Source organism: Streptomyces adelaidensis, from assembly GCF_016598475.1.
Taxonomy (GTDB): Bacteria; Actinomycetota; Actinomycetes; order Streptomycetales; family Streptomycetaceae; genus Streptomyces; species Streptomyces adelaidensis.
In genome coordinates this window covers 1-18338 of the sequence record NZ_JAEMUX010000011.1, presented here as the reverse complement: position 1 = coordinate 18338, position 18338 = coordinate 1, and the positions used below count along the sequence as shown (strand labels likewise).

Annotated in this window: 13 protein-coding genes and 1 pseudogene; 5 read left to right on the top strand and 9 right to left on the bottom strand. The window is 72.0% G+C overall.

The window, feature by feature from the left end; all coding sequences use genetic code 11:
* Positions 1 to 144: 144 nt before the first annotated feature.
* The 4 genes from I8N67_RS08585 to I8N67_RS08575 all read right to left on the bottom strand — a co-directional run bounded on the left by I8N67_RS08585 (position 145) and on the right by I8N67_RS08575 (position 6824).
* Positions 145 to 3519 carry a pyruvate carboxylase gene (locus I8N67_RS08585; protein WP_200302009.1) on the bottom strand — a complete coding sequence of 1125 codons (3375 nt, stop codon included), beginning with the start codon at positions 3517 to 3519 and terminating at the stop codon, positions 145 to 147.
* A gap of 144 nt (positions 3520 to 3663) precedes the next feature.
* Positions 3664 to 3837 (bottom strand): hypothetical protein, encoded by a 174-nt coding sequence (locus I8N67_RS42395; RefSeq protein ID WP_234045324.1) that lies wholly within the window; start codon positions 3835 to 3837, stop codon positions 3664 to 3666.
* Complete coding sequence (locus I8N67_RS08580; protein ID WP_234045323.1) at positions 3806 to 5293, bottom strand: serine/threonine-protein kinase; 1488 nt, start codon at positions 5291 to 5293, stop codon at positions 3806 to 3808. Before I8N67_RS08580 ends, I8N67_RS42395 begins: the two co-directional genes overlap by 32 nt.
* A gap of 142 nt (positions 5294 to 5435) precedes the next feature.
* Complete coding sequence (locus tag I8N67_RS08575; protein WP_200302008.1) at positions 5436 to 6824, bottom strand: SMI1/KNR4 family protein; 1389 nt, start codon at positions 6822 to 6824, stop codon at positions 5436 to 5438.
* Positions 6825 to 7034: 210 nt separating this feature from the next.
* Here I8N67_RS08575 and I8N67_RS08570 point away from each other — a divergent pair, with 210 nt between their 5' ends.
* Complete coding sequence (locus I8N67_RS08570; protein ID WP_200302007.1) at positions 7035 to 10244, top strand: family 78 glycoside hydrolase catalytic domain; 3210 nt, start codon at positions 7035 to 7037, stop codon at positions 10242 to 10244.
* Positions 10245 to 10375: 131 nt separating this feature from the next.
* Positions 10376 to 12127: a protein kinase domain-containing protein gene (locus I8N67_RS08565; RefSeq protein ID WP_307835185.1), complete on the top strand. Its 1752-nt coding sequence runs from the start codon at positions 10376 to 10378 to the stop codon at positions 12125 to 12127.
* Between the two features lie 79 nt (positions 12128 to 12206).
* Here the strand turns inward: I8N67_RS08565 and I8N67_RS08560 are convergent, their stop codons facing one another.
* From I8N67_RS08560 to I8N67_RS08540, 5 genes are all read right to left on the bottom strand, one after another.
* Positions 12207 to 13073 carry a MurR/RpiR family transcriptional regulator gene (locus I8N67_RS08560; protein ID WP_200302005.1) on the bottom strand — a complete coding sequence of 289 codons (867 nt, stop codon included), beginning with the start codon at positions 13071 to 13073 and terminating at the stop codon, positions 12207 to 12209.
* A 103-nt stretch (positions 13074 to 13176) separates the two neighbouring features.
* A complete protein-coding gene (locus I8N67_RS08555) occupies positions 13177 to 14109 on the bottom strand; it encodes an ABC transporter substrate-binding protein (RefSeq protein WP_234045321.1) in 933 nt (310 codons plus the stop codon).
* A gap of 38 nt (positions 14110 to 14147) precedes the next feature.
* Positions 14148 to 14840: an ABC transporter permease gene (locus I8N67_RS08550; protein WP_200302004.1), complete on the bottom strand. Its 693-nt coding sequence runs from the start codon at positions 14838 to 14840 to the stop codon at positions 14148 to 14150.
* Positions 14837 to 15502 carry an ABC transporter permease gene (locus I8N67_RS08545; RefSeq protein ID WP_200302003.1) on the bottom strand — a complete coding sequence of 222 codons (666 nt, stop codon included), beginning with the start codon at positions 15500 to 15502 and terminating at the stop codon, positions 14837 to 14839. The genes I8N67_RS08550 and I8N67_RS08545 overlap by 4 nt, the downstream gene beginning before the upstream one ends.
* On the bottom strand, positions 15499 to 16695 hold the full coding sequence (locus tag I8N67_RS08540; RefSeq protein ID WP_200302002.1) for an ABC transporter ATP-binding protein: 1197 nt from the start codon (positions 16693 to 16695) through the stop codon (positions 15499 to 15501). The genes I8N67_RS08545 and I8N67_RS08540 overlap by 4 nt, the downstream gene beginning before the upstream one ends.
* Before the next feature lie 183 nt (positions 16696 to 16878).
* On the opposite strand from I8N67_RS08540, the gene I8N67_RS08535 reads away from it, so the two are divergent.
* The 3 genes and pseudogenes from I8N67_RS08535 to I8N67_RS43785 all read left to right on the top strand — a co-directional run.
* Positions 16879 to 17118, top strand: a complete 240-nt coding sequence (locus tag I8N67_RS08535; protein WP_200302001.1) for a hypothetical protein — start codon at positions 16879 to 16881, stop codon at positions 17116 to 17118.
* Positions 17115 to 17594, top strand: a pseudogene (locus I8N67_RS43790) (aromatic amino acid lyase); the annotation flags it as partial. The gene I8N67_RS08535 and the pseudogene I8N67_RS43790, both read left to right, overlap by 4 nt.
* Positions 17570 to 18338, top strand: a 769-nt coding sequence (locus I8N67_RS43785; RefSeq protein ID WP_307835184.1) for an aromatic amino acid lyase, incomplete at its 3' end; no start/stop codon positions are given. The pseudogene I8N67_RS43790 and the gene I8N67_RS43785, both read left to right, overlap by 25 nt.

The window sequence follows — 18338 nt, the reverse complement described above, 5'->3', positions numbered from 1 at the left end:
CGGACGGGTCGGGGCGGGCCGCAATGGCAGAGGGCCGGATGGATGCGGGCGGCACGGTTGCGGTGGGTCGGGTTCCGGTTCACGGGGTTCCGATTCACCGGGCTCGGGTTCACCGGTCGGCGTGCCGCCCGCGGGGGCCGGGGCTCAGCCGATCTCGACGAGCAGGTCGCCGCCCTCCACCTGCTGGATCTTGTTGATCGCGAGCCGGGACACCCGTCCGGCCTTCGGGACGGTGATCGTGGCCTCCATCTTCATCGCCTCGATGGTGGCGACCGTGGCGCCGGCCGCCACCTCGTCGCCCTCGGCGACCGCGAGGGTGACCACGCCGGCGAAGGGTGCGGCGACATGGCCGGGGTTGGAGCGGTCGGCCTTCTCGGTGACGGGGATGTCGGAGGAGGCGGCCTTGTCGCGGATCTGGATGGGGCGCAGCTGGCCGTTCAGGGTGGACATCACGGTGCGCAGACCGCGCTCGTCGGCCTCGCCGACGGCCTCCAGGCCGATGAGGAGCCGGACACCGGGCTCCAGGTCGACGGCGTACTCCGTGCCGGGGCCGAGCCCGTAGAAGAAGTCCTTGCTGTCGAGGACGCTGGTGTCGCCGTAGGTCTGGCGGTGGGTCTCGAACTCGCGGGTCGGGCCGGGGAAGAGGAGGCGGTTGAGGGTGGCGCGGCGGTCCTTCTCCAGTCCGGCGCGGTCCTCGGCGGTCAGGTCCTGGACGGGCTTGGCGTCGGCGCGGCCCTGGAGGGCCTTGCTGCGGAACGGCTCGGGCCAGCCGCCGGGCGGGGTGCCCAGCTCGCCGCGGAGGAAGCCGATGACGGAGTCGGGGATGTCGAACCGGTCCGGAGTCGCCTCGAACTCCTGGGGGGCGACCCCGGCGCCGACCAGGTGCAGGGCGAGGTCGCCGACCACCTTGGAGGAGGGGGTGACCTTCACCAGGTGGCCGAGGATGCGGTCGGCGGCGGTGTACATCGCCTCGATGTCCTCGAAGCGGTCGCCGAGGCCGAGCGCGACGGCCTGGGTGCGCAGGTTGGAGAGCTGGCCGCCGGGGATCTCGTGGTCGTAGACGCGCCCGGTCGGCGAGGCGAGGCCCGCCTCGAAGGGGGCGTAGATCCTGCGGACGCTCTCCCAGTACGGCTCCAGGTCGCCGACGGCCTTCAGGTCGAGGCCGGTGGGCCGGTCGGAGTAGTCGGTCGCGGCCACGATCGCCGAAAGCGACGGCTGCGAGGTGGTGCCCGCCATCGACGCCACGGCTCCGTCCACGGCGTCCGCGCCGGCCTGGATCGCGGCGAGGTAGGTGGCGAGCTGGCCGCCCGCCGTGTCGTGGGTGTGGATGTGCACGGGCAGGTCGAACTCGCGGCGCAGGGCCGACACGAGCTTGGTGGCGGCGGGGGCGCGCAGCAGGCCCGCCATGTCCTTGACGGCCAGGACGTGGGCGCCCGCCTCGACGATTCGCTCGGCCAGGCGGAGGTAGTAGTCGAGGGTGTAGAGCTGCTCGGCCGGGTCGGAGAGGTCGGAGGTGTAGCAGAGGGCGACCTCGGCGACGGCCGTTCCGGTGGCGCGTACGGCGTCGATGGCGGGCCGCATCTGGCCGACGTCGTTGAGCGCGTCGAAGATCCGGAAGATGTCGATGCCGGTCTCGGTGGCCTCCTGGACGAAGGAGTCGGTCACCTCGGTCGGGTACGGGGTGTAGCCCACGGTGTTGCGGCCGCGCAGCAGCATCTGGAGGCAGATGTTCGGCGCGGCGGCGCGGAACGCGGCCAGCCGCTCCCAGGGGTCCTCCGCCAGGAAGCGCAGGGCGACGTCGTAGGTGGCGCCGCCCCAGCACTCCAGGGAGAGCAGCTGCGGCAGGGTCCGTGCGACCACGGGGGCGACGGCGAGCATGTCCTTGGTACGGACCCGGGTGGCGAGCAGCGACTGGTGGGCGTCGCGGAACGTGGTGTCGGTGACGCCGATGGTCGGGGACTCGCGCAGCCAGCGGGCGAAGCCTTCCGGGCCGAGCTCGACGAGCTTCTGCTTGGAGCCGGCCGGCGGTTCGGTGGCGGAGGGGCGCGGCAGCTTGGTGACCGGGTCGATCAGCGCGGGCCGCTCACCGTGCGGCTTGTTCACCGTCACGTCGGCCAGATAGGTGAGCAGCTTGGTGCCCCGGTCGGCGGAGTGCCGGGAGGTGAGCAGGTGCGGGCGCTGCTCGATGAACGACGTGGTGACCCGGCCCGCCTGGAAGTCGGGGTCGTCGAGGACGGCCTGCAGGAACGGGATGTTCGTGGCCACGCCCCGGATGCGGAACTCGGCGATCGCGCGCCGCGCCCGGCTGACCGCGGTGCTGAAGTCCCGGCCCCGGCAGGTCAGCTTGACCAGCATCGAGTCGAAGTGCGCGCTGATCTCCGTACCGGCGTGGGTGGTGCCGCCGTCGAGACGGATGCCGGAGCCGCCGGGCGAGCGGTAGGCGCTGATGCGGCCGGTGTCGGGGCGGAAGCCGTTGGCGGGGTCCTCGGTGGTGATGCGGCACTGGAGTGCCGCGCCGCGCAGGGTGACGGTCTCCTGGGACAGCCCGAGGTCGGCCAGGGTCGCACCGGCGGCGATCCGCAGCTGCGACTGCACGAGGTCGACGTCGGTGACCTCCTCGGTGACCGTGTGCTCGACCTGGATGCGGGGGTTCATCTCGATGAAGACGTGGTTGCCGTCGCGGTCGAGGAGGAACTCGACGGTGCCCGCGTTGCGGTAGCCGATCTCGCGGGCGAACCGTACGGCGTCGGCGCACATCCGGTCGCGCAGGTCCGGGTCGAGGTTCGGGGCGGGCGCCAGCTCGATGACCTTCTGATGGCGGCGCTGCACCGAACAGTCGCGTTCGAAGAGGTGCATGACGTTGCCGTGGCCGTCGGCGAGGATCTGCACCTCGATATGGCGGGGCTCGATGACGGCCTTCTCCAGGAAGACCGTGGGGTCGCCGAACGCGGAGGCGGCCTCGCGGGACGCCGCCTCGATGGACTCGCGGAGCGCCGCGGGGTCCTCGACGCGGCGCATACCGCGTCCGCCGCCGCCGGCGACCGCCTTGACGAACACGGGGAAACCGATGTCGTCGGCGGCGCGTACGAGTTCGTCGACGTCGGTGGAGGGTTCCGAGGAGCCGAGGACCGGTACGCCGGCGGCGCGGGCGGCGGCCACCGCGCGCGCCTTGTTGCCCGTCAGTTCGAGGATGTGCGCGCTGGGTCCGACGAACGTGATGCCCGCCTCCTCGCACGCCCGGGCCAGCTCGGGGTTCTCGGACAGGAACCCGTAGCCCGGGTAGACGGCGTCGGCGCCCGCCAGCCGGGCGGCGCGCATGATCTCCTCGACGGAGAGATAGGCCCGCACGGGATGGCCCGGTTCGCCGATCTCGTAGGCCTCGTCGGCCTTGAGCCGGTGCAGCGAGTTGCGATCCTCGTGGGGGAAGACGGCGACGGTCCGCGCACCCACTTCGTAGCCTGCGCGAAACGCGCGGATCGCGATCTCGCCACGGTTGGCGACCAGTACCTTGCGGAGCATTCCGGATCCCTTCGGCCTGCCTGGTGAAGAACACCATGGTCCCGGCATTGTGTCCGACGTGCCATGAGAGTCCGGTCACTGACAGGTGATCGGAGGTCTGGCCTACGTGACGGTGTCCAGTGGGGCCGCACGCCCGCACTCCGTTCAGCCCTGTACCGCGAACTGGCTCCCCGTCTTCTCTCCGTCGTCCGAGACCGCCGCGGCCACACAGCGCAGGACCCGCAGCCCGTTGTCCCACTCCACCGCCGACGGCGGGATGATGTCGACGTTCCACTCGTCGGCGATGTCACGGCCGTCGGGGACCATCGTCGCGGCCATCACCTTCTGCGAGCACAGTGCCTTGACGTCCGGGTGCTTGATCAGGTCCCGCGCGTTGTTCGTGACGCCGTCCTGCGGCAGTGGCGCGATCGCGAAGGTCTCCCACACGTGCTTGGTCTGGCAGTCGGCACGGCTGACCGTCACGATGCCGGAGATGTCGACGATGCCGCTCCAGCACTCCGGGGTCGCGACGCACCGGCCGCCCACACCGCCGACTTCCGTCGCGGGACAGTTCTCCGTCGTGGTGGTCACCCCGAACTCGGAGGTGCCCCTGCCCTCGGCCGTGGCGCCGGTGGACGGCGAGGCGGCAGCGGAGGAGCCGCCTGCCCCCGCCGTCCTCGTCGTCGTTCTGATACGTCACCACGGTGACCGACACGCTGACGGAGACGGCCACGGCCGCCAGTACGGCGATCACGGCCGGCCGGCGCCGTGCCCCCTTCCGCCCGCCGTCGCCGCCGGCCCCGGGAACCACGGTGGTGCCGCCTGTTCCGCCGGGGCCGCCCGCCCCGGGAACCACGGTCGTACCGCCGCCGCCCGGCGGCGCGTCCCGATACAGCGGCATCGTCGTGGACGGCTCGTCCCAGTGGTGCGGCACCGTCGTCATGCCGGGCGCCGGTCCAAAGCCACCGCCGCCTCCCAGGTCGATCGTGTCGAGGTCGACCGCGGCGAGCGCGTCGCGGAACGCGCCCGCGTCGCAGAGGCGTTGGGCGGAGTCGGGGGCCAGGGCGTACCGGAGCGTCGAGTTGAAGGCGGGCGGCAGTCCGGGCAGGTCGCGGTAGGGCCAGGTGTGGCGGACGATCAGTTCGGCGAGGCTGAGCTGGGTGCCGTCGTCCGGGTAGTGCGGCGGGCGGCCGCACAGCAGGGCGTAGACGGTGGCGGCCAGGGAGTAGACGTCGCCGGCCGGGCTGGGGTCCGCCATGTGGAAGGCCTCGGGCGGCGCGTACGCGGGGGTCAACGCCTCCCGGGTCACGGACAGTTCCCGCCCGGGCCGGGGCATGGCGGCGAGGCCGAAGTCCGTGAGGGCCACCCCGCCGTACCGGTTGACCATGACGTTTCCGGGCTTGATGTCGCGGTGCAGCACCCCGGCGGCGTGGGCGGCGGCCACCGCGTCGGCGAGGCCCACGCCGATGTCGCGTGCCTCCTTGGCCGGGAGCGCGCCCTGCCGGTGCAGCCGGTCGCCCAGCGAGCCACCGGGGCACAACTCCAGCACCATGTAGGGGCGGTGGTCGGCGAGGACCCCGGCGTCGTACACGGGGACCACGTGCGGGTGTCCGGAGAGCTGCCCGGCCGCCGTGACCTCGCGCAGGAAGCGCTGCCGGTCACGCGGGGTGGACAGCACCCTGCTGTCCACCTTCAGCGCGACCTCCCGGCCCACGGCCAGCTGCCGGGCCCGGTACACGGTGGCGAATCCGCCCTGGCCCAGGACATCCTGGACCTCGTAACCGGGCAGTTCCATTCTTGCGGGTCTCTCGGGCCCCATGGTGCCGTACCCCCAGCGCACACCCCCTGGGCAGGACGTCCGCCCGAGGTGAGGCGAGACTCTAGCCGAGGGCTCGGACACCGGTACGCCCGGCCGGGCCCGTTACCGTCTCCGCCGGCTACGGCCGGGGACCGAGGTCGCCTTCGAGGCGGGTCCGGGTGATCGGGGGGCGGTTCCAGAGGGCGAGGATCTCGTTGGCGAGGTCCACGACCGGGAGCGGGGAACGGTCACCGCGCGCCTCGATGCCCGCGGCCAGCAGGGAGCGCGGGACGGCCCCGGCGTCGAGGAGGACCCGCCAGTACTCCGGCGGGAGTTCGAGGTACTCCAGTCCGCTCAACCGGGCGATCTCCAGCGGGTCGGCGACCGTACCGGGGTAGGCGGTGAAGGTCCGCAGCCGGGGCAGTCCGATGACGGGAGCGAGACTGAACGGCTCCTCGTCCCATACGCCGATGTTCAGGACCTCCAGCCCGGGGTGGGCGGCGGCCTCGATGCTTCGCAGGCTTTTGTGGTGGACCCAGGCCACCGCCGACGGCTCCTCGTCCCCACGAGGACGGCGGCGGCGGGGCCGCGCGTCGGGCCCGTGCAGGACGAGATCCGTGAGGGAGTCGGCGACCAGGCCGGCGCCGATGTTCTCCTCGTGGCTGAGGATGATGATCTGCCCCACGTGTCCACGCGGGCCCGGGGTCAGGTCGACGGCGAGCCGGTCGCCGCCGCCGTTGTCGCCGAAGGCGATCCAGCCGGGTGAGCCGACCAGACCCTGCACGGCGGCGGCGGGCGGGGTGACGACCGCCTCCTTCGCCGCGAACCGCCACAGGGACGGGCGGGACGGCACGTCGGCGATGTACAGGTCGTCCAGGGAGAAGAGCTCGCAGCCGACCGCCATGCCCTCACGCTCAGCCGCTTCGTAGTCGCCGTCCCAGTCCTCCCAGCGGGCCCGCGTCACCCGGTAGAGCACCTTGAGCTCGTCGGGCAGCGCGACACCGAGGCGGGCCTCCGCGGCGGCGATCTCTTCCGCCGTGGCACCGATGGCGCCGGGTATCCGCTCGCGGAGCGTCCGCTCCAGCAGCGCGAGATCGACGGTCGGGGCAGGCACCGCGCCGGGCACCGGCTCGGGCAGGCGGCGCCAGGGCTCGGGGAGGGCGCCCTCGACCAGGACCAGCGAACCGGGGTGCGCACTGCCGATGCTGTCTTCCACGGCGGGGCTGGGACCCAGCAGCCGGAGTACGGTCCTCCCGGTCGGTTCGATCTTGACCGTGAACGAGACGCCCTCGACGCCGAGGTCCACGAGCGCGCCCTGCACCCGCCGCACCGCGTCGAACTCGGCCTGCATGTCCTCGACCTGAGCGGCCCGCCCCGGCTGCGGCGCCGGCCGCCTCAGGGGCACGCTCCACGCGCCCTGGCTGATCTGTCCCGCCACCTGGCCGCCGGCGGCGAAGGCCTCCGCCTTGTCGGCGCGCAGAAGCCTCACCAGAGGTTCCCAGGTGGCGAAGTCGTGCAGCGGGGACAACGGGACCTCCGGTGGTTGCGGCGAACGGCGAACGTGGCGCGGTGATTATGCGCGAGCGCCGCGCCCCAGCTGCGGCCCACCCCAGTTGCTTAAATCGTTTCATTCGATCCATGGAACGAATCATGGACCGCCTATTGACCGGATTCGATCCGGAACCCTAACCTCCGGGCAATCTCATTGAAACCTTTCACGAACCGAAGGTTGTGCACCATGGCGCGGGACTTCTCACGGCGAAGACTTCTCCAGGTCGGCGGCACCATGGCCGCCTCCGTCGTCCTGTCCGGGCCCACGGCCTTCGCCGCCCCCGGTCAGGGAAGCCTGGCCGGGGCCGCGGGGAAGCCGCCCGCGCCGACCGGGATGCTCGCGGATCTGCTGCCGCGGGCACTCGGTACGAGCGCCGGCCAGAACCCTCGCTTCAGCTGGCAGGTGCCCGACTTCGGGGCGGGTACCGTGCAGCGCGCCTACCAGTTGCAGCTGGCGGCCACGCCGGGCGGCTTCGAGGCCGACGAGCTGGTGTGGGACTCCGGGAAGCGGACGTCCGCCGACTCCACGGCCGTACCGTACGGCGGGCCGGCGCTGAAGCCCCGTACGGCCTACTGGTGGCGGGTCAGCAGCTGGGGTGAGAAGCGTTCGGCCTGGTCGGAGCCCGCGCTGCTGGCCACCTCGGTCGAGGACGAGTGGAAGGCCGAGCCGATCTGGGTGCCGGCCGGGCCGGTGATGACCGACGGCACCCTCACCGTCCGCGTGAAGATCACCACCGTGGCGGCCGGGATCTGGTTCCGGGCCACGAACACCGCCAACAACTACATGTGGCAGCTGCGCGCGGGCAGCACCGGTGTGCTGCGCAAGCACGTCTGCGTGGGCGGTACGTACACCGTGCTCGGCGAGGTCAGGCTGCCGTTCGCGGTCACCGCCGGGGAGTGGGTGGAGCTGAGCCTCACCATGGCGGGCGCCACCTTCACCACCAGCGTGAACGGCACGGTCGTGGACACCACGACCGACTCCCGCTACGCCTACGGCAACATCGGGCTGCGCAACGGCCTCACCGAGTCCCAGACCTACGACCGGGTCACGTTCACCGCCGCCGACGGCACCGTCCTCCTCGACGACGACTTCGCCTCCGACAAGGGCACCTTCGCCACCGGCACGGTCTCCGGCGGCGTCCTCACCGTCCCGACCGGCGCCTCCTCGCTCTCCTCCTACGGGGCCGACGACACCTGGGCCCTGCTGCGCCACGAGTACGACACGGCGGCCGGCAAGGAGATAGCCGCGGCCGTCCTCTATGTGGCGGCCACCTCGCCGGACCCGGCCCGGCAGTACGTGGCCAAGGTGTGGAGCAACGGCACCACGGTCGGCTACGCCTCCGTCCGCTCCGGCGACGGGACCGCCTACCAGGCCTTCGACGTGACCTCCACGCTGCGGGCCGACGGAAAGGCCAACGCGCTGGCGGCGCTGTGCTGGACCACCTCGCAGCAGAAGTTCCTGGCCCAGCTGGAGATCACGTACGCGGACGGCAGCCGGTCCACCGTCGCCTCGGGTGACCGCTGGAAGGCGCGCCGCCAGGCCGGGTTGCTGCCCTCGAAGGGCAGTGCGGGCAGCAGCTACTTCACCGTTCCGCAGGAGTACTGGGATCTGCGCCGCGAGCCCGTGGGCTGGACGAAGCCCGGCTTCGACGACGCCGACTGGCTCGCGCCGGTGGTCCGTACCGCGATCGACGGCCTCGTACCGGCGCTGATCGAGGCGATCCGGCCCCACGGCGTCACCCCCGCCTCCGTCACCCGGGTCGCCGACGGCCGCTGGCTGGTCGACCTCGGCCGGGAGATCGTCGGCGGGCTCGCCCTGGAGGTGACCGGCGGCGCCGGCGACACCGTCGAGGTGCGGCTCGGCGAGGAGCTGAACTCCGACGGCACGGTCAAGTACCAGTTGCGCGCCACCAACACGTACCGCGAGGTGTGGACGCTGCGGGACGGCGAGCAGCGCTTCGAGCACTGGGGCTACCGCGGCTTCCGCTGGGCCGAGCTGCGCACGACGCTCGACCTGTCGGAGGCGGTCGTCACCGGGCGCGCCTGGAAGCTCGACTGGGAGGACTCCGACGCCTCCTTCCGCAGCTCGGACGCCGATCTGGACCGGGTCTGGGAGCTGTGCCGCTACTCCATCGAGGCCACGCGCGGCGACCTCTACACGGACACGCCCACCCGCGAGCGCGGCCCGTACGAGGGTGACGCGCTGATCAACCAGCTCTCCGAGTACGGCGTACAGCGCTCGTACGCGCTGGCCCGCTGGTCGAACGACTATCTGGTCCGCAAGGGGACCTGGCCCACCGAGTACCGGCTGATGTGCGCGATCTCCGCGTGGGAGGACTATCTCGCCACCGGCGACGACCGGCAGCTCGCCAAGGACTACGACCTGCTCACCGCGAAGAACCTCACGTCGTATCTGGACTCCGACGGTCTGGTCCACAAGGCGCCCGGCAGCTCCAGCCAGAACCTCGGTGATCTGGTCGACTGGCCCACCGCCAGCCGTGACGGATACGTCTTCACCAACGTCAACACGGTCGTCAACGCCTTCCAGTACGCGGCCTTCGAGGCCCTCGCCCAGTGCGCGAAGGCCCTCGGCAAGGACGACGACGCGACCGCCCTGCACAGCCTGGCCGGCGCTCTCGCCACGGCCATGCGCGCCAAGCTGCTCGACAGCGCGGGCGGGCGTTTCCTCGACGGCGTCGGCACCACCCACAGCGCCCAGCACGCGACCGCGTTCCCGGTGGCGCTGGGTGTCGCGGACGCGCTGGACGAGGAGGTGCTGGCCAGGCTGGGCGACACCCTGGCGGCGGGCGGCATGAAGGTGAGCGTGTACGGCTCGCAGTTCCTCCTGGACGCGCTGTTCCGGCTGGGCCGCTCCGACGCGGCGCTCGCCCTGCTCACCTCGACGGCGACCAACTCGTGGCTGCACATGCTGGACGCGCTGAAGGCCACCATCGTCACCGAGGCGTGGGACCCCGCGCTGAAGTCCAACTTGACGCTCTCCCACGCCTGGGCGTCCGCGCCCGCCAACGCGGTGGCCCGGCACGTCCTCGGTGTCCAGGTCAGCGAGCCGGGCGCGGCCGGGTTCCGGATCCGGCCCAGGACCGGCTCGCTCACCGAGGCCGAGGGAACCGTGCCCTCCGTGCGCGGGCCGGTCTCGGTCCGGGTGAGCCGCTCCGGGGACACGCACACGACTCGGGTGACCGTGCCGCCGAACTCGCGTGCCGTGCTGGAGGTGGAGATCGGCGACGCCGATCCGAAGGCGTACCAGGTGAAGGGGACGGCACCCGGCAGACAGGGGCGGGTGAAGGTCGAGTCGTTCACCGATCTCACGGGCACGGTGCTGCGGATCGGACCGGTCGGCTCGGGCCCGACGGAGGTGCGACGCACGGTCTCCTGAGCCGGCGGGGCGCGGCAGAAGTGACAGAAACCCGGACCACGGGCCCGGGCTGAGCTAGCCTCAGCCTTTTGGGGGGCGAACTGAGGTACGTCGAAAGTCACTTCGGGGGTGTTGTGTCAGACCAGCGGCCGGTGCCGGCAGGTTCGGCGGCAGACCGGGCTCGGGCGCTGCGGGAGGCAGGGGCCCTGCCCCCGCGCCCCGGCGACCCGGACCGTATCGGTCCCTATGTGCCGCTGGGGCTGCTCGGCAGCGGGGGCATGGGGCGCGTCTATCTGGCGCGCCCAGTGGACGGCGGCCCCGATCTCGTCGCGGTGAAGGTGATCAGGCCCGAGTACGCGGAGGACCTCCGTTTCCGCCGCCGGTTCGAGCACGAGGCGTCGGTCCACAGCCGGGTGCGCACCCCGCGTATGCCACGGCTGTCCGGCACGGGCTTCCGGGACGAACTGCTGTGGATGGCCACCGAGTACCTCCCGGGGCTCGATCTGGCGGCCGCCGTGCACGAGGACGGTCCGCTGCCCGCCGTCGCCGTCCGGCGGCTGGTGGCGGAGCTGGGGCAGGCGCTCGCCGACCTCTCCGCCGCAGGGATCGTGCACCGGGATCTCAAGCCGTCCAACGTGCTGCTGTCCGCGCGGGGCGCGCACGTCATCGACTTCGGCATCGCGAAGGCCGCCGACGCGAGCGCGATCACCGGCACGGGCAACCGGGTGGGCACCCCGGCCTACATGTCCCCGGAGTACCTGCGCACGGGCGAGTGCGACACGGCCTCCGACGTGTTCTCCCTGGCCTGCACCCTGGTCTTCGCGGCGACCGGCAGCGCCCCGTTCGGGGACGGCACGGGCGTCGACGTCATGCACCGGGTGGCCTTCGAGGAGCCCAACCCGAAGGTGATCACCGAGATGGCGGCGGCCGACGCCGCTCTCGCCGCACTGCTCTCCGCCTGCCTGGCCAAGGAGCCGGGGCACCGGCCCACGCCGCAGCAGCTGATCCAGGCGGTCGGGCACGGCTCCGGGGAGCGCGAGGCGGCCGGACCGTCCGAGACGTCCGGCTGGCCCGGCCCGCTCGGCGGCAGAGTGCTCGCCCGGCAGCAGGCGTACGAGGTGCTGCGTCGGCTTCCCCTCGAACAGCCCGGCCCCGAGCCGGCGAACGAAGCGCCGAGCCCGTCGGCCGACGCACCGGCCCAGGGGTTACCTCCGACGCGGCCCCGCACCGGAACACACCGCAGGCGGATGCTGGTCGGCACCGCGGGCCTGACCGTCTGCGCGGTGGCCGCCGGTGTCCTCGTACTCACCCTCCGGGAGCCCGACACCAGCGTCGCCTCGCCGGAGACGGGTACGGCGACCGCGGTCGGCGACCGGCCCGGCGACGGCGCCCCCGCGACCGCGACCGGCGACCCGCGGAGCGGGGCCGCCCCGGACGGCGGGTCCGACGTCTCGGAGGTGTCCGGCGAAGGAGACGGCGAGACGGCCGACGACGACGGCACCACGAGTTCCGACGAGTCCGACCCCGACTCGGGCCCGGACAGCGGCTCCGACGACCGGCCCGGCGATTCCTCCACCACCCCCGCCACCGAGACGAGCGCCCCGCCCGAGGTCACGCCGTCCCCGAGCGACGTGTCGACCGAACCCGCGACCCCGGCCTGGATCTCGGACTGCGCCTACTACTCGGGCAACGGACGCACCCGACTGGGGCAGAGCGGCAAACGCGTGCTGCAGGTGCAGTGCATCCTGACCAAGCGCGGGTACGGCGTCGGAGACGGCGGCTTGGACGGCGAGTTCGGCAGCGGGACACAGGCCGCGGTGCAGCAGTTCCAGAGCGACAGGGGGATGGTCGCCAACGGCGTCGTCCAGCGCCGTACCTGGGTCGCGCTGCGCGCCACGGAGTGATCTCCCCGGCCGCCGGACCCCGCCGGACCCCGTCGGATACCGCCGGATTCCGCCGGGGCACCGCGACCGGCGGCCTCGCTCATTCGACGAACAGCCCCCGCGCCGCGGCCCGCGCGTCGAACTCCTCCAGGCGGGCCTGGGCGTCCGGGAGGGCGTCGCACATCGCCTCCAGGAGGACCTGGCCCAGCAGCATGGGCGCGCTCACGGTGTCGAAGACCAGGCCGGTGCCCACGGCGGCGGGCAGGAGCAGATCGCTGTGGGCGGCGACCGGGGCGAACGTACCGTCGGCGATGGTCACGACCGTCAGGCCCACGCTTCGGGCGTGGGCGAGCGCGTCGAGGAGTTCGCGCGGGTGGCGTGGCAGTGCGAAGCACAGCAGCGCGTCGGCGCCGGCCTGCCGGGCCGCGTCGATGCGGTCGGTGAGCAGTGAGCCGCCCTCGTCGAGCAGGCGGACGTCGGGGTGGACCTTCGCGGTGAAGTAGGCGAAGCCGCGCGCCTGGGAGGCGGAGGCGCGCAGCCCGAGCACCGGCAGCGGCCGGGAGGCGGCGAGCAGCCGGCCCGCGCGTTCGACGGGTTCGGGGTCCTCGAGCAGGGACGCCAGATGCCGCAGGTTGTCGATCTCGGCCTGGACGGCCTGCTGGTACGGGTTCCGCGACCGTCCGTCGACGGCGTTCGCGGCGGGTGCGACATCCCGCAGGAGGGCGCGCAGGGCGGGATAGCCGTCGAAGCCGAGGGCGACCGCGAAACGGGTCACCGACGGTTGGCTCACTCCGGCGAGCCGGGCCAGTTCCATGCTCGACAGGAAGGGCACGTCGGCCGCCTGCCGGACCAGGCAGTGTGCGATGCGGCGCTGCGTCGGGGTGAGCCGACGGCCCTCGAAGAGCTGTTGCAGTCGCGCGGACGCGCCGACTCCACCGGATCTCTCGGTGCCGACAGCGTCAGTCATCTGATCCCCCAGCCGGTCGTCGTGTTCGGTCCCCTCCCCCTGCCCGGCCAGGTGGCGTGCCGGGCAGGAGCGGAGGCGGACGGTGCGGTTGTGGCCGGGCCGGTCAGCTCTCGAGGCCGGCCGACTTCAGCCAGTCCTCGGCGACGGCGCTCGCGTCCTCCTTGTCGTTGACGAGCTTCTTCATCATCTCCAGCAGGTCCTCGGTGGTGAGCTTGGCCGAGACGGCGTTGAGCGCCTCCTTGGCCGTGTCGTTCACCGCGTCCTTGTAGACGAGGGGCGTGACGTTCTGCGAGGAGAAGAGGTGCTCGGGGTCCTCCAGCACCACCAGCTTGTCCTCGACGATCGCGGGGTCGGTGGTGTAGAGGTTGGCGGCGTGCACGTCGTTCGAGTTCAGCAGCTTCACCAGGGTGCTCTGGGCGCCCGCGTCGAGCGGCTGGAACTTCTTGAACTTGACGCCGTAGACCTTCTCCAGGCCGACACCACCCTGGGTGCGGGTCTTGAACTCCGACCCGGCCCCGATCGTCATGTCGCCCGCGACCGGCTTGAGGTCGGCGAGCGTCTTGAGGTCGTACTTGGCCGCGGTCTCCGCCGTGACGGTGACCGAGTCCTTGTCCTCGGCCGCCGCGGAGTCGAGTATCTCCACCGATGAGGGGAGCTTCTCCTTCAGCTCGGCGTTGATCTCCTCGGTGCTGGTCGCGGTGCTCTTCTCGTCGACCGCCACCGACAGCAGGGCGCCGTTGTACTCCGGGAAGACTCCGATGCCGCCCTTGACGACCTGGTCGTAGTAGACCTCGCGGGCCCCGATGTCGAACTTCCGGGTCACTTTCAGGCCCTTGCTCTCCAGGGCCTGTGAGTAGATCTCGGCGAGCAGCTGGTTCTCGGGGAAGTTGGCCGAGCCGACGATGATGGCCTTGCCGTCGCCGCCACCGCTGTCGCCCGCCAGCGGATTGTCGTCACTGTCGCCGCCGCCGCCGCAGGCGGTCAGCGTGAGGGCGGTGATCAGGCCGAACGCGGCGCCTCGGTAGATGCCTCTCATGGGTGTTTCCTTTCTGAGGGGTTCGGGATGCGCACTGCTCAGGACTTCGACGATGCCGGGGCCCGCAGGCCGGGCGAGACGACGACGCGCCGCAGCCCGGTGAACAGGACCTGGACGATGAGCGCGAGGGCGACGACGACGGCGGAGCCGCCGATGACCAGCTCGTAGTCGTTGCGGGAGAGTCCGTCGACGATGTAGCGGCCCAGGCCGCCGAGACCGGGGTAGGCGGCGACGGTCGCGGTGGCGACGACCTGGATGGCGGCGACCCGCAGTCCGAGGAGGATCAGCGGCAGCGCCATCGGCACCTCCACCCGGGTCAGGATCTCCCACTCGGTCATGCCGACCCCGCGTGCGGCGTCCCTGGCCGCGGGGTCCACGCCCCGCACTCCCTCGAAGGTGTTGATGAGGATGGGCGGGACCGCGAGCGCGACCAGGGCGACCAGGACCGGCGCGGTGCTGAGCCCGGCCAGGGTGACGACGAGGACGACCAGGCCGAAGGTGGGGATCGCCCGCGCGAGGTTCGCCACGCTGGCCACGGCGAACGCGCCGCGGCCGGTGTGCCCGACGAGCAGTCCGAAGGCCAGCCCGATCACGGCGGCGAACAGCAGCGACAGTCCGCTGTAGGTGAGGTGCTCCAGGAGCCGCTGCGGGATGCCCTCGTCGCCCTGCCACTGCGCCGAGGACGTCAGCCAGTCCCCCACGAGCTCCATCTGGTTCAGGAAATCGTTCATGCCGACGTCACCTTGTTCCTGGACCACGGGGTGAGCAGCCGCTGCGCCAGCACCAGCAACGCGTCGGTGGCGAGCGCGAGCAGCATGATCAGCACGATCGCGGTGAGGATCGGGGTGGGGAAGTCGAGTTGGAGGCCGCGGGTGATGTAGTACCCGAGGCCGCCCTGGCCGATCAGCTGTCCCACGGCGACGAGGCTGATGGAGGAGACGGCGGCGACGCGTACGCCGGCGATGACGACGGGTACGGCGATCGGCAGCTCGACCTGGATGACGCGGCGTACGGCGCCGAATCCCATCGCGGTGGCCGCGAGCCGGACCGGTTCGGGGACCGAGGCGAGACCGTCCACGACGTTGGGCACCAGCACCGACAGGGTGTAGAGCGTCAGCGGGATCATCACCGTCTGCTCGGTCAGCCCCGTGTAGCGGACGAAGATCATGAACAGGGCGAGCGACGGGACCGAGTACATGATGTTGGAGACGGTCAGCACCGGCGGGTACAGCCAGCGCCAGCGGTGGCACAGGATCCCGAGCGGCACGGAGATGATCAGTCCGAACAGCACGGGCAGCAGGCCGAGTCTGAGGTGGATGCCGGTGTAGTCGGCCAGTTCGGCGGTGTGGTCGGCTATCCACTGCCACCGGATCAGCGGTTCGTCGTCGTTCATCGGTCACCGCCGCCCGGGGTGTCGGCGGAGGTCTTCCCCACGGTCGCCCTGCTCTCGCTCGACGCGGACTCGGCCTCCGTCGAGGCCTGCTCCCCCGCTGCCGCCTGCACGGCGGTCGTCCCGGCGGACAGCTCGCAGGCGTCCGCGACGCCGACGACCGCGCCCTCCGCGTCGACGCCCACCGCGAGGCGGGCGGGCGACAGCAGGGCCGAGTCGAGGGCGGCACGTGCCGAGTCGCCGACGAGGCTGAAGGTGTGGCCGAGCGGGGTCAGGGAGGCGTCCGCGAGGGTGCCGCCGTCCGCCAGTTCGGCGACCGAGGCCCAGCCGAGCGGTCGTCGGCCCTCGTCGACGACGAGGACCCAGGGCTCGTCCGCCGCGCGGGCCTGCGCGACGGGCGCGGTGGCCGGCAGCACCGGGCCGTCGCGCAGCGGCAGTTCGGCCGCGTTGACGAAGGACAGCCGGCGGATGCCCCGGTCCTGGCCCACGAAGTCGGCCACGAAGTCGTCGGCGGGGTGGGCGAGCAGCCGCTCGGGGGTGTCGAACTGGGCGAGCTTGCCGCCCGTTCGGAACACGGCGATGTTGTCGCCGAGTTTGATCGCCTCGTCGATGTCGTGGGTGACGAAGACGATCGTCTTGTGCAGTTCCTTCTGCAGCCGGATGAACTCGGCCTGCAACTCCGCCCGTACGATCGGGTCGACCGCGCTGAACGGCTCGTCCATGAGCAGCACCGGCGGGTCGGCGCACAGCGCCCTGGCCACTCCGACGCGCTGCTGCTGGCCGCCGGAGAGCTGGTTGGGGTAGCGCTTGGCCATCTCGGCGGGCAGGCCCACTAGTTCCAGGAGTTCCGCCGCCCGGGTCCGGGCCTTCTTCTTGTTCCAGCCCAGCAGCATCGGAACGGTCGCTATGTTGTCCAGGACGGTGCGGTGCGGGAACAGCCCCGCGTGCTGGATCACATACCCGATGCCCCGGCGCAGTTCGGGCGCGTTCACCTCCCGGATGTCGCGTCCGCGCAGGCTCACCGTGCCGGCGGTCGGCTCCACCATGCGGTTGATCATGCGCAGGGTGGTGGTCTTGCCGCAGCCGGAAGGACCGACCAGGACCGTGATGCCACCCTCGGCCAGCTCCAGGGACAATTCGTCCACCGCTGTCGTGCCGTTTGGATAATTTTTGCTCACCGCGTCGAATCTGATCAAGACTGCCCCTTACCCGACTGCATATTGTCATGCAGAGTTGCCGGTGACTGAATGACAGTCAATGGCCTCCCGTGAACGACACGTTACGTTCACGCAAAGCCAGGCCGGGAGTGCCCGAACTGCGAACGCTTTGAGGCTTATTCACAGTTTCACCATGGGCCACTCGGACGGAGGGAGACATCCATGCAACCGGTCTGGTTCACGTTCCTTAACGGCTCGGACATCGAGCAGCTGGAACTGACCGATATCGAGATACTTGACGCCGTAGAGGACGGGCTGCGCGGCTACGTCGCCCCGCTCGCGCCGGCCGGCGTCAAGATCGTGGGCGACCGCGGCCTCTCCCTCTCCGACATCGCGCTGGGCGCCGCCATGCTGAGGAAGACCGAGGAACGGGGCCTCGGCCAGAATCTGCGGTTCTCGTGACGGGGCCGACCGGGCCGACGGAGGTCGTGGTCGACGGGCGGACCCTGTCGTACGGCGATGTCGTGGCCGTCGCCCACCACGGCGCCCGGGTCGTCCTGGCCGAGGAGGTGCTCCCCCGGCTGGCCCGCGACCGGGCCGTCGTGGACGACGTCGTCGACCGCCAGGTGCCGACGTACGGTCTGACGACCGGGCTCGGCAGCCGCTCGTCGTACGCGCTGCCGCGCGAGGAGCTGGAGGACTTCAGCGTCCGTACGGTCCGGGGGCGTGCCAACGCGGTCGGCGAACCGCTGCCTGTGCCCGTCGTACGGGCCGCCCTGCTCGCCCGGGTGAACGGTCTGGCAGGCGGGGGCAGCGGGGTGCGGCCGGAGATCCCGCGGCTGCTCGTGGGGCTGCTCAACGCGCGGGTGCATCCGGTGATCCCCGAGGTGGGGTCGATCGGCGCCTCGGATCTGTGCCAGCTGGCCCATGTCGGGCTGGTCGTCATCGGGGAGGGCACCGCCGAGTCCGGCGGCGAGGTGCTCGACGGCGCCACGGCCCAGTGCGGGCGGGGCTCGCCCCGGCCGCACTGGGCCCGAAGGACGGGCATGTGCTGTGCGGCGCGAGCCCGCTGGCGGCCGGGCAGGGCGCTCTCGCCCTGCACGAGACGGGCGCCGTCCTCGCGCTGGCCCAGGCGGTCACGGCGCTCACCTACGAGGGCTTCCGGGCGAACACCAGTCCGCTCGACGCGCGGGTGCTGGAGCTGCGTCCCGCGCCCGGGCAGTCCCGCGCGGCAGGCGAACTGCTCGCCCTGCTGGACGGCGGTGAACTGACCGACCCCCGCGCCGCGCGACGGGTCCAGGACCCCCTGAGTCTGCGCTGCGCGGCCCAGGTCCACGGGGCGGCGTACGCGGCACTGGACTTCGCCGCCGCCGCGCTGGACCCGGAACTGAACGGCTGCGGCGACAACCCGGTGGTGCTGGCCGACAGCGGCGAGATCCTCTCCTGCGGCAACTTCCACACCCCGGCCCTGGCCCTCGCCCTGGACACCGTCGCGCTGGCGCTCACGCAGACCGCGGCGCTCTCCGCGGAGCGCATGCGACGGCTGCTCGACCCCGCCGTCAGCGGACTGCCCGCGAACCTCTCGCCGCACGGTCCGGAGCGCTCGGGCTTCGCGCCGCTGACCAAGACGGCACAGGCCCTCGTCGCGGAGATCCGCCTGCGGTCCGTACCGGTGTCCACCG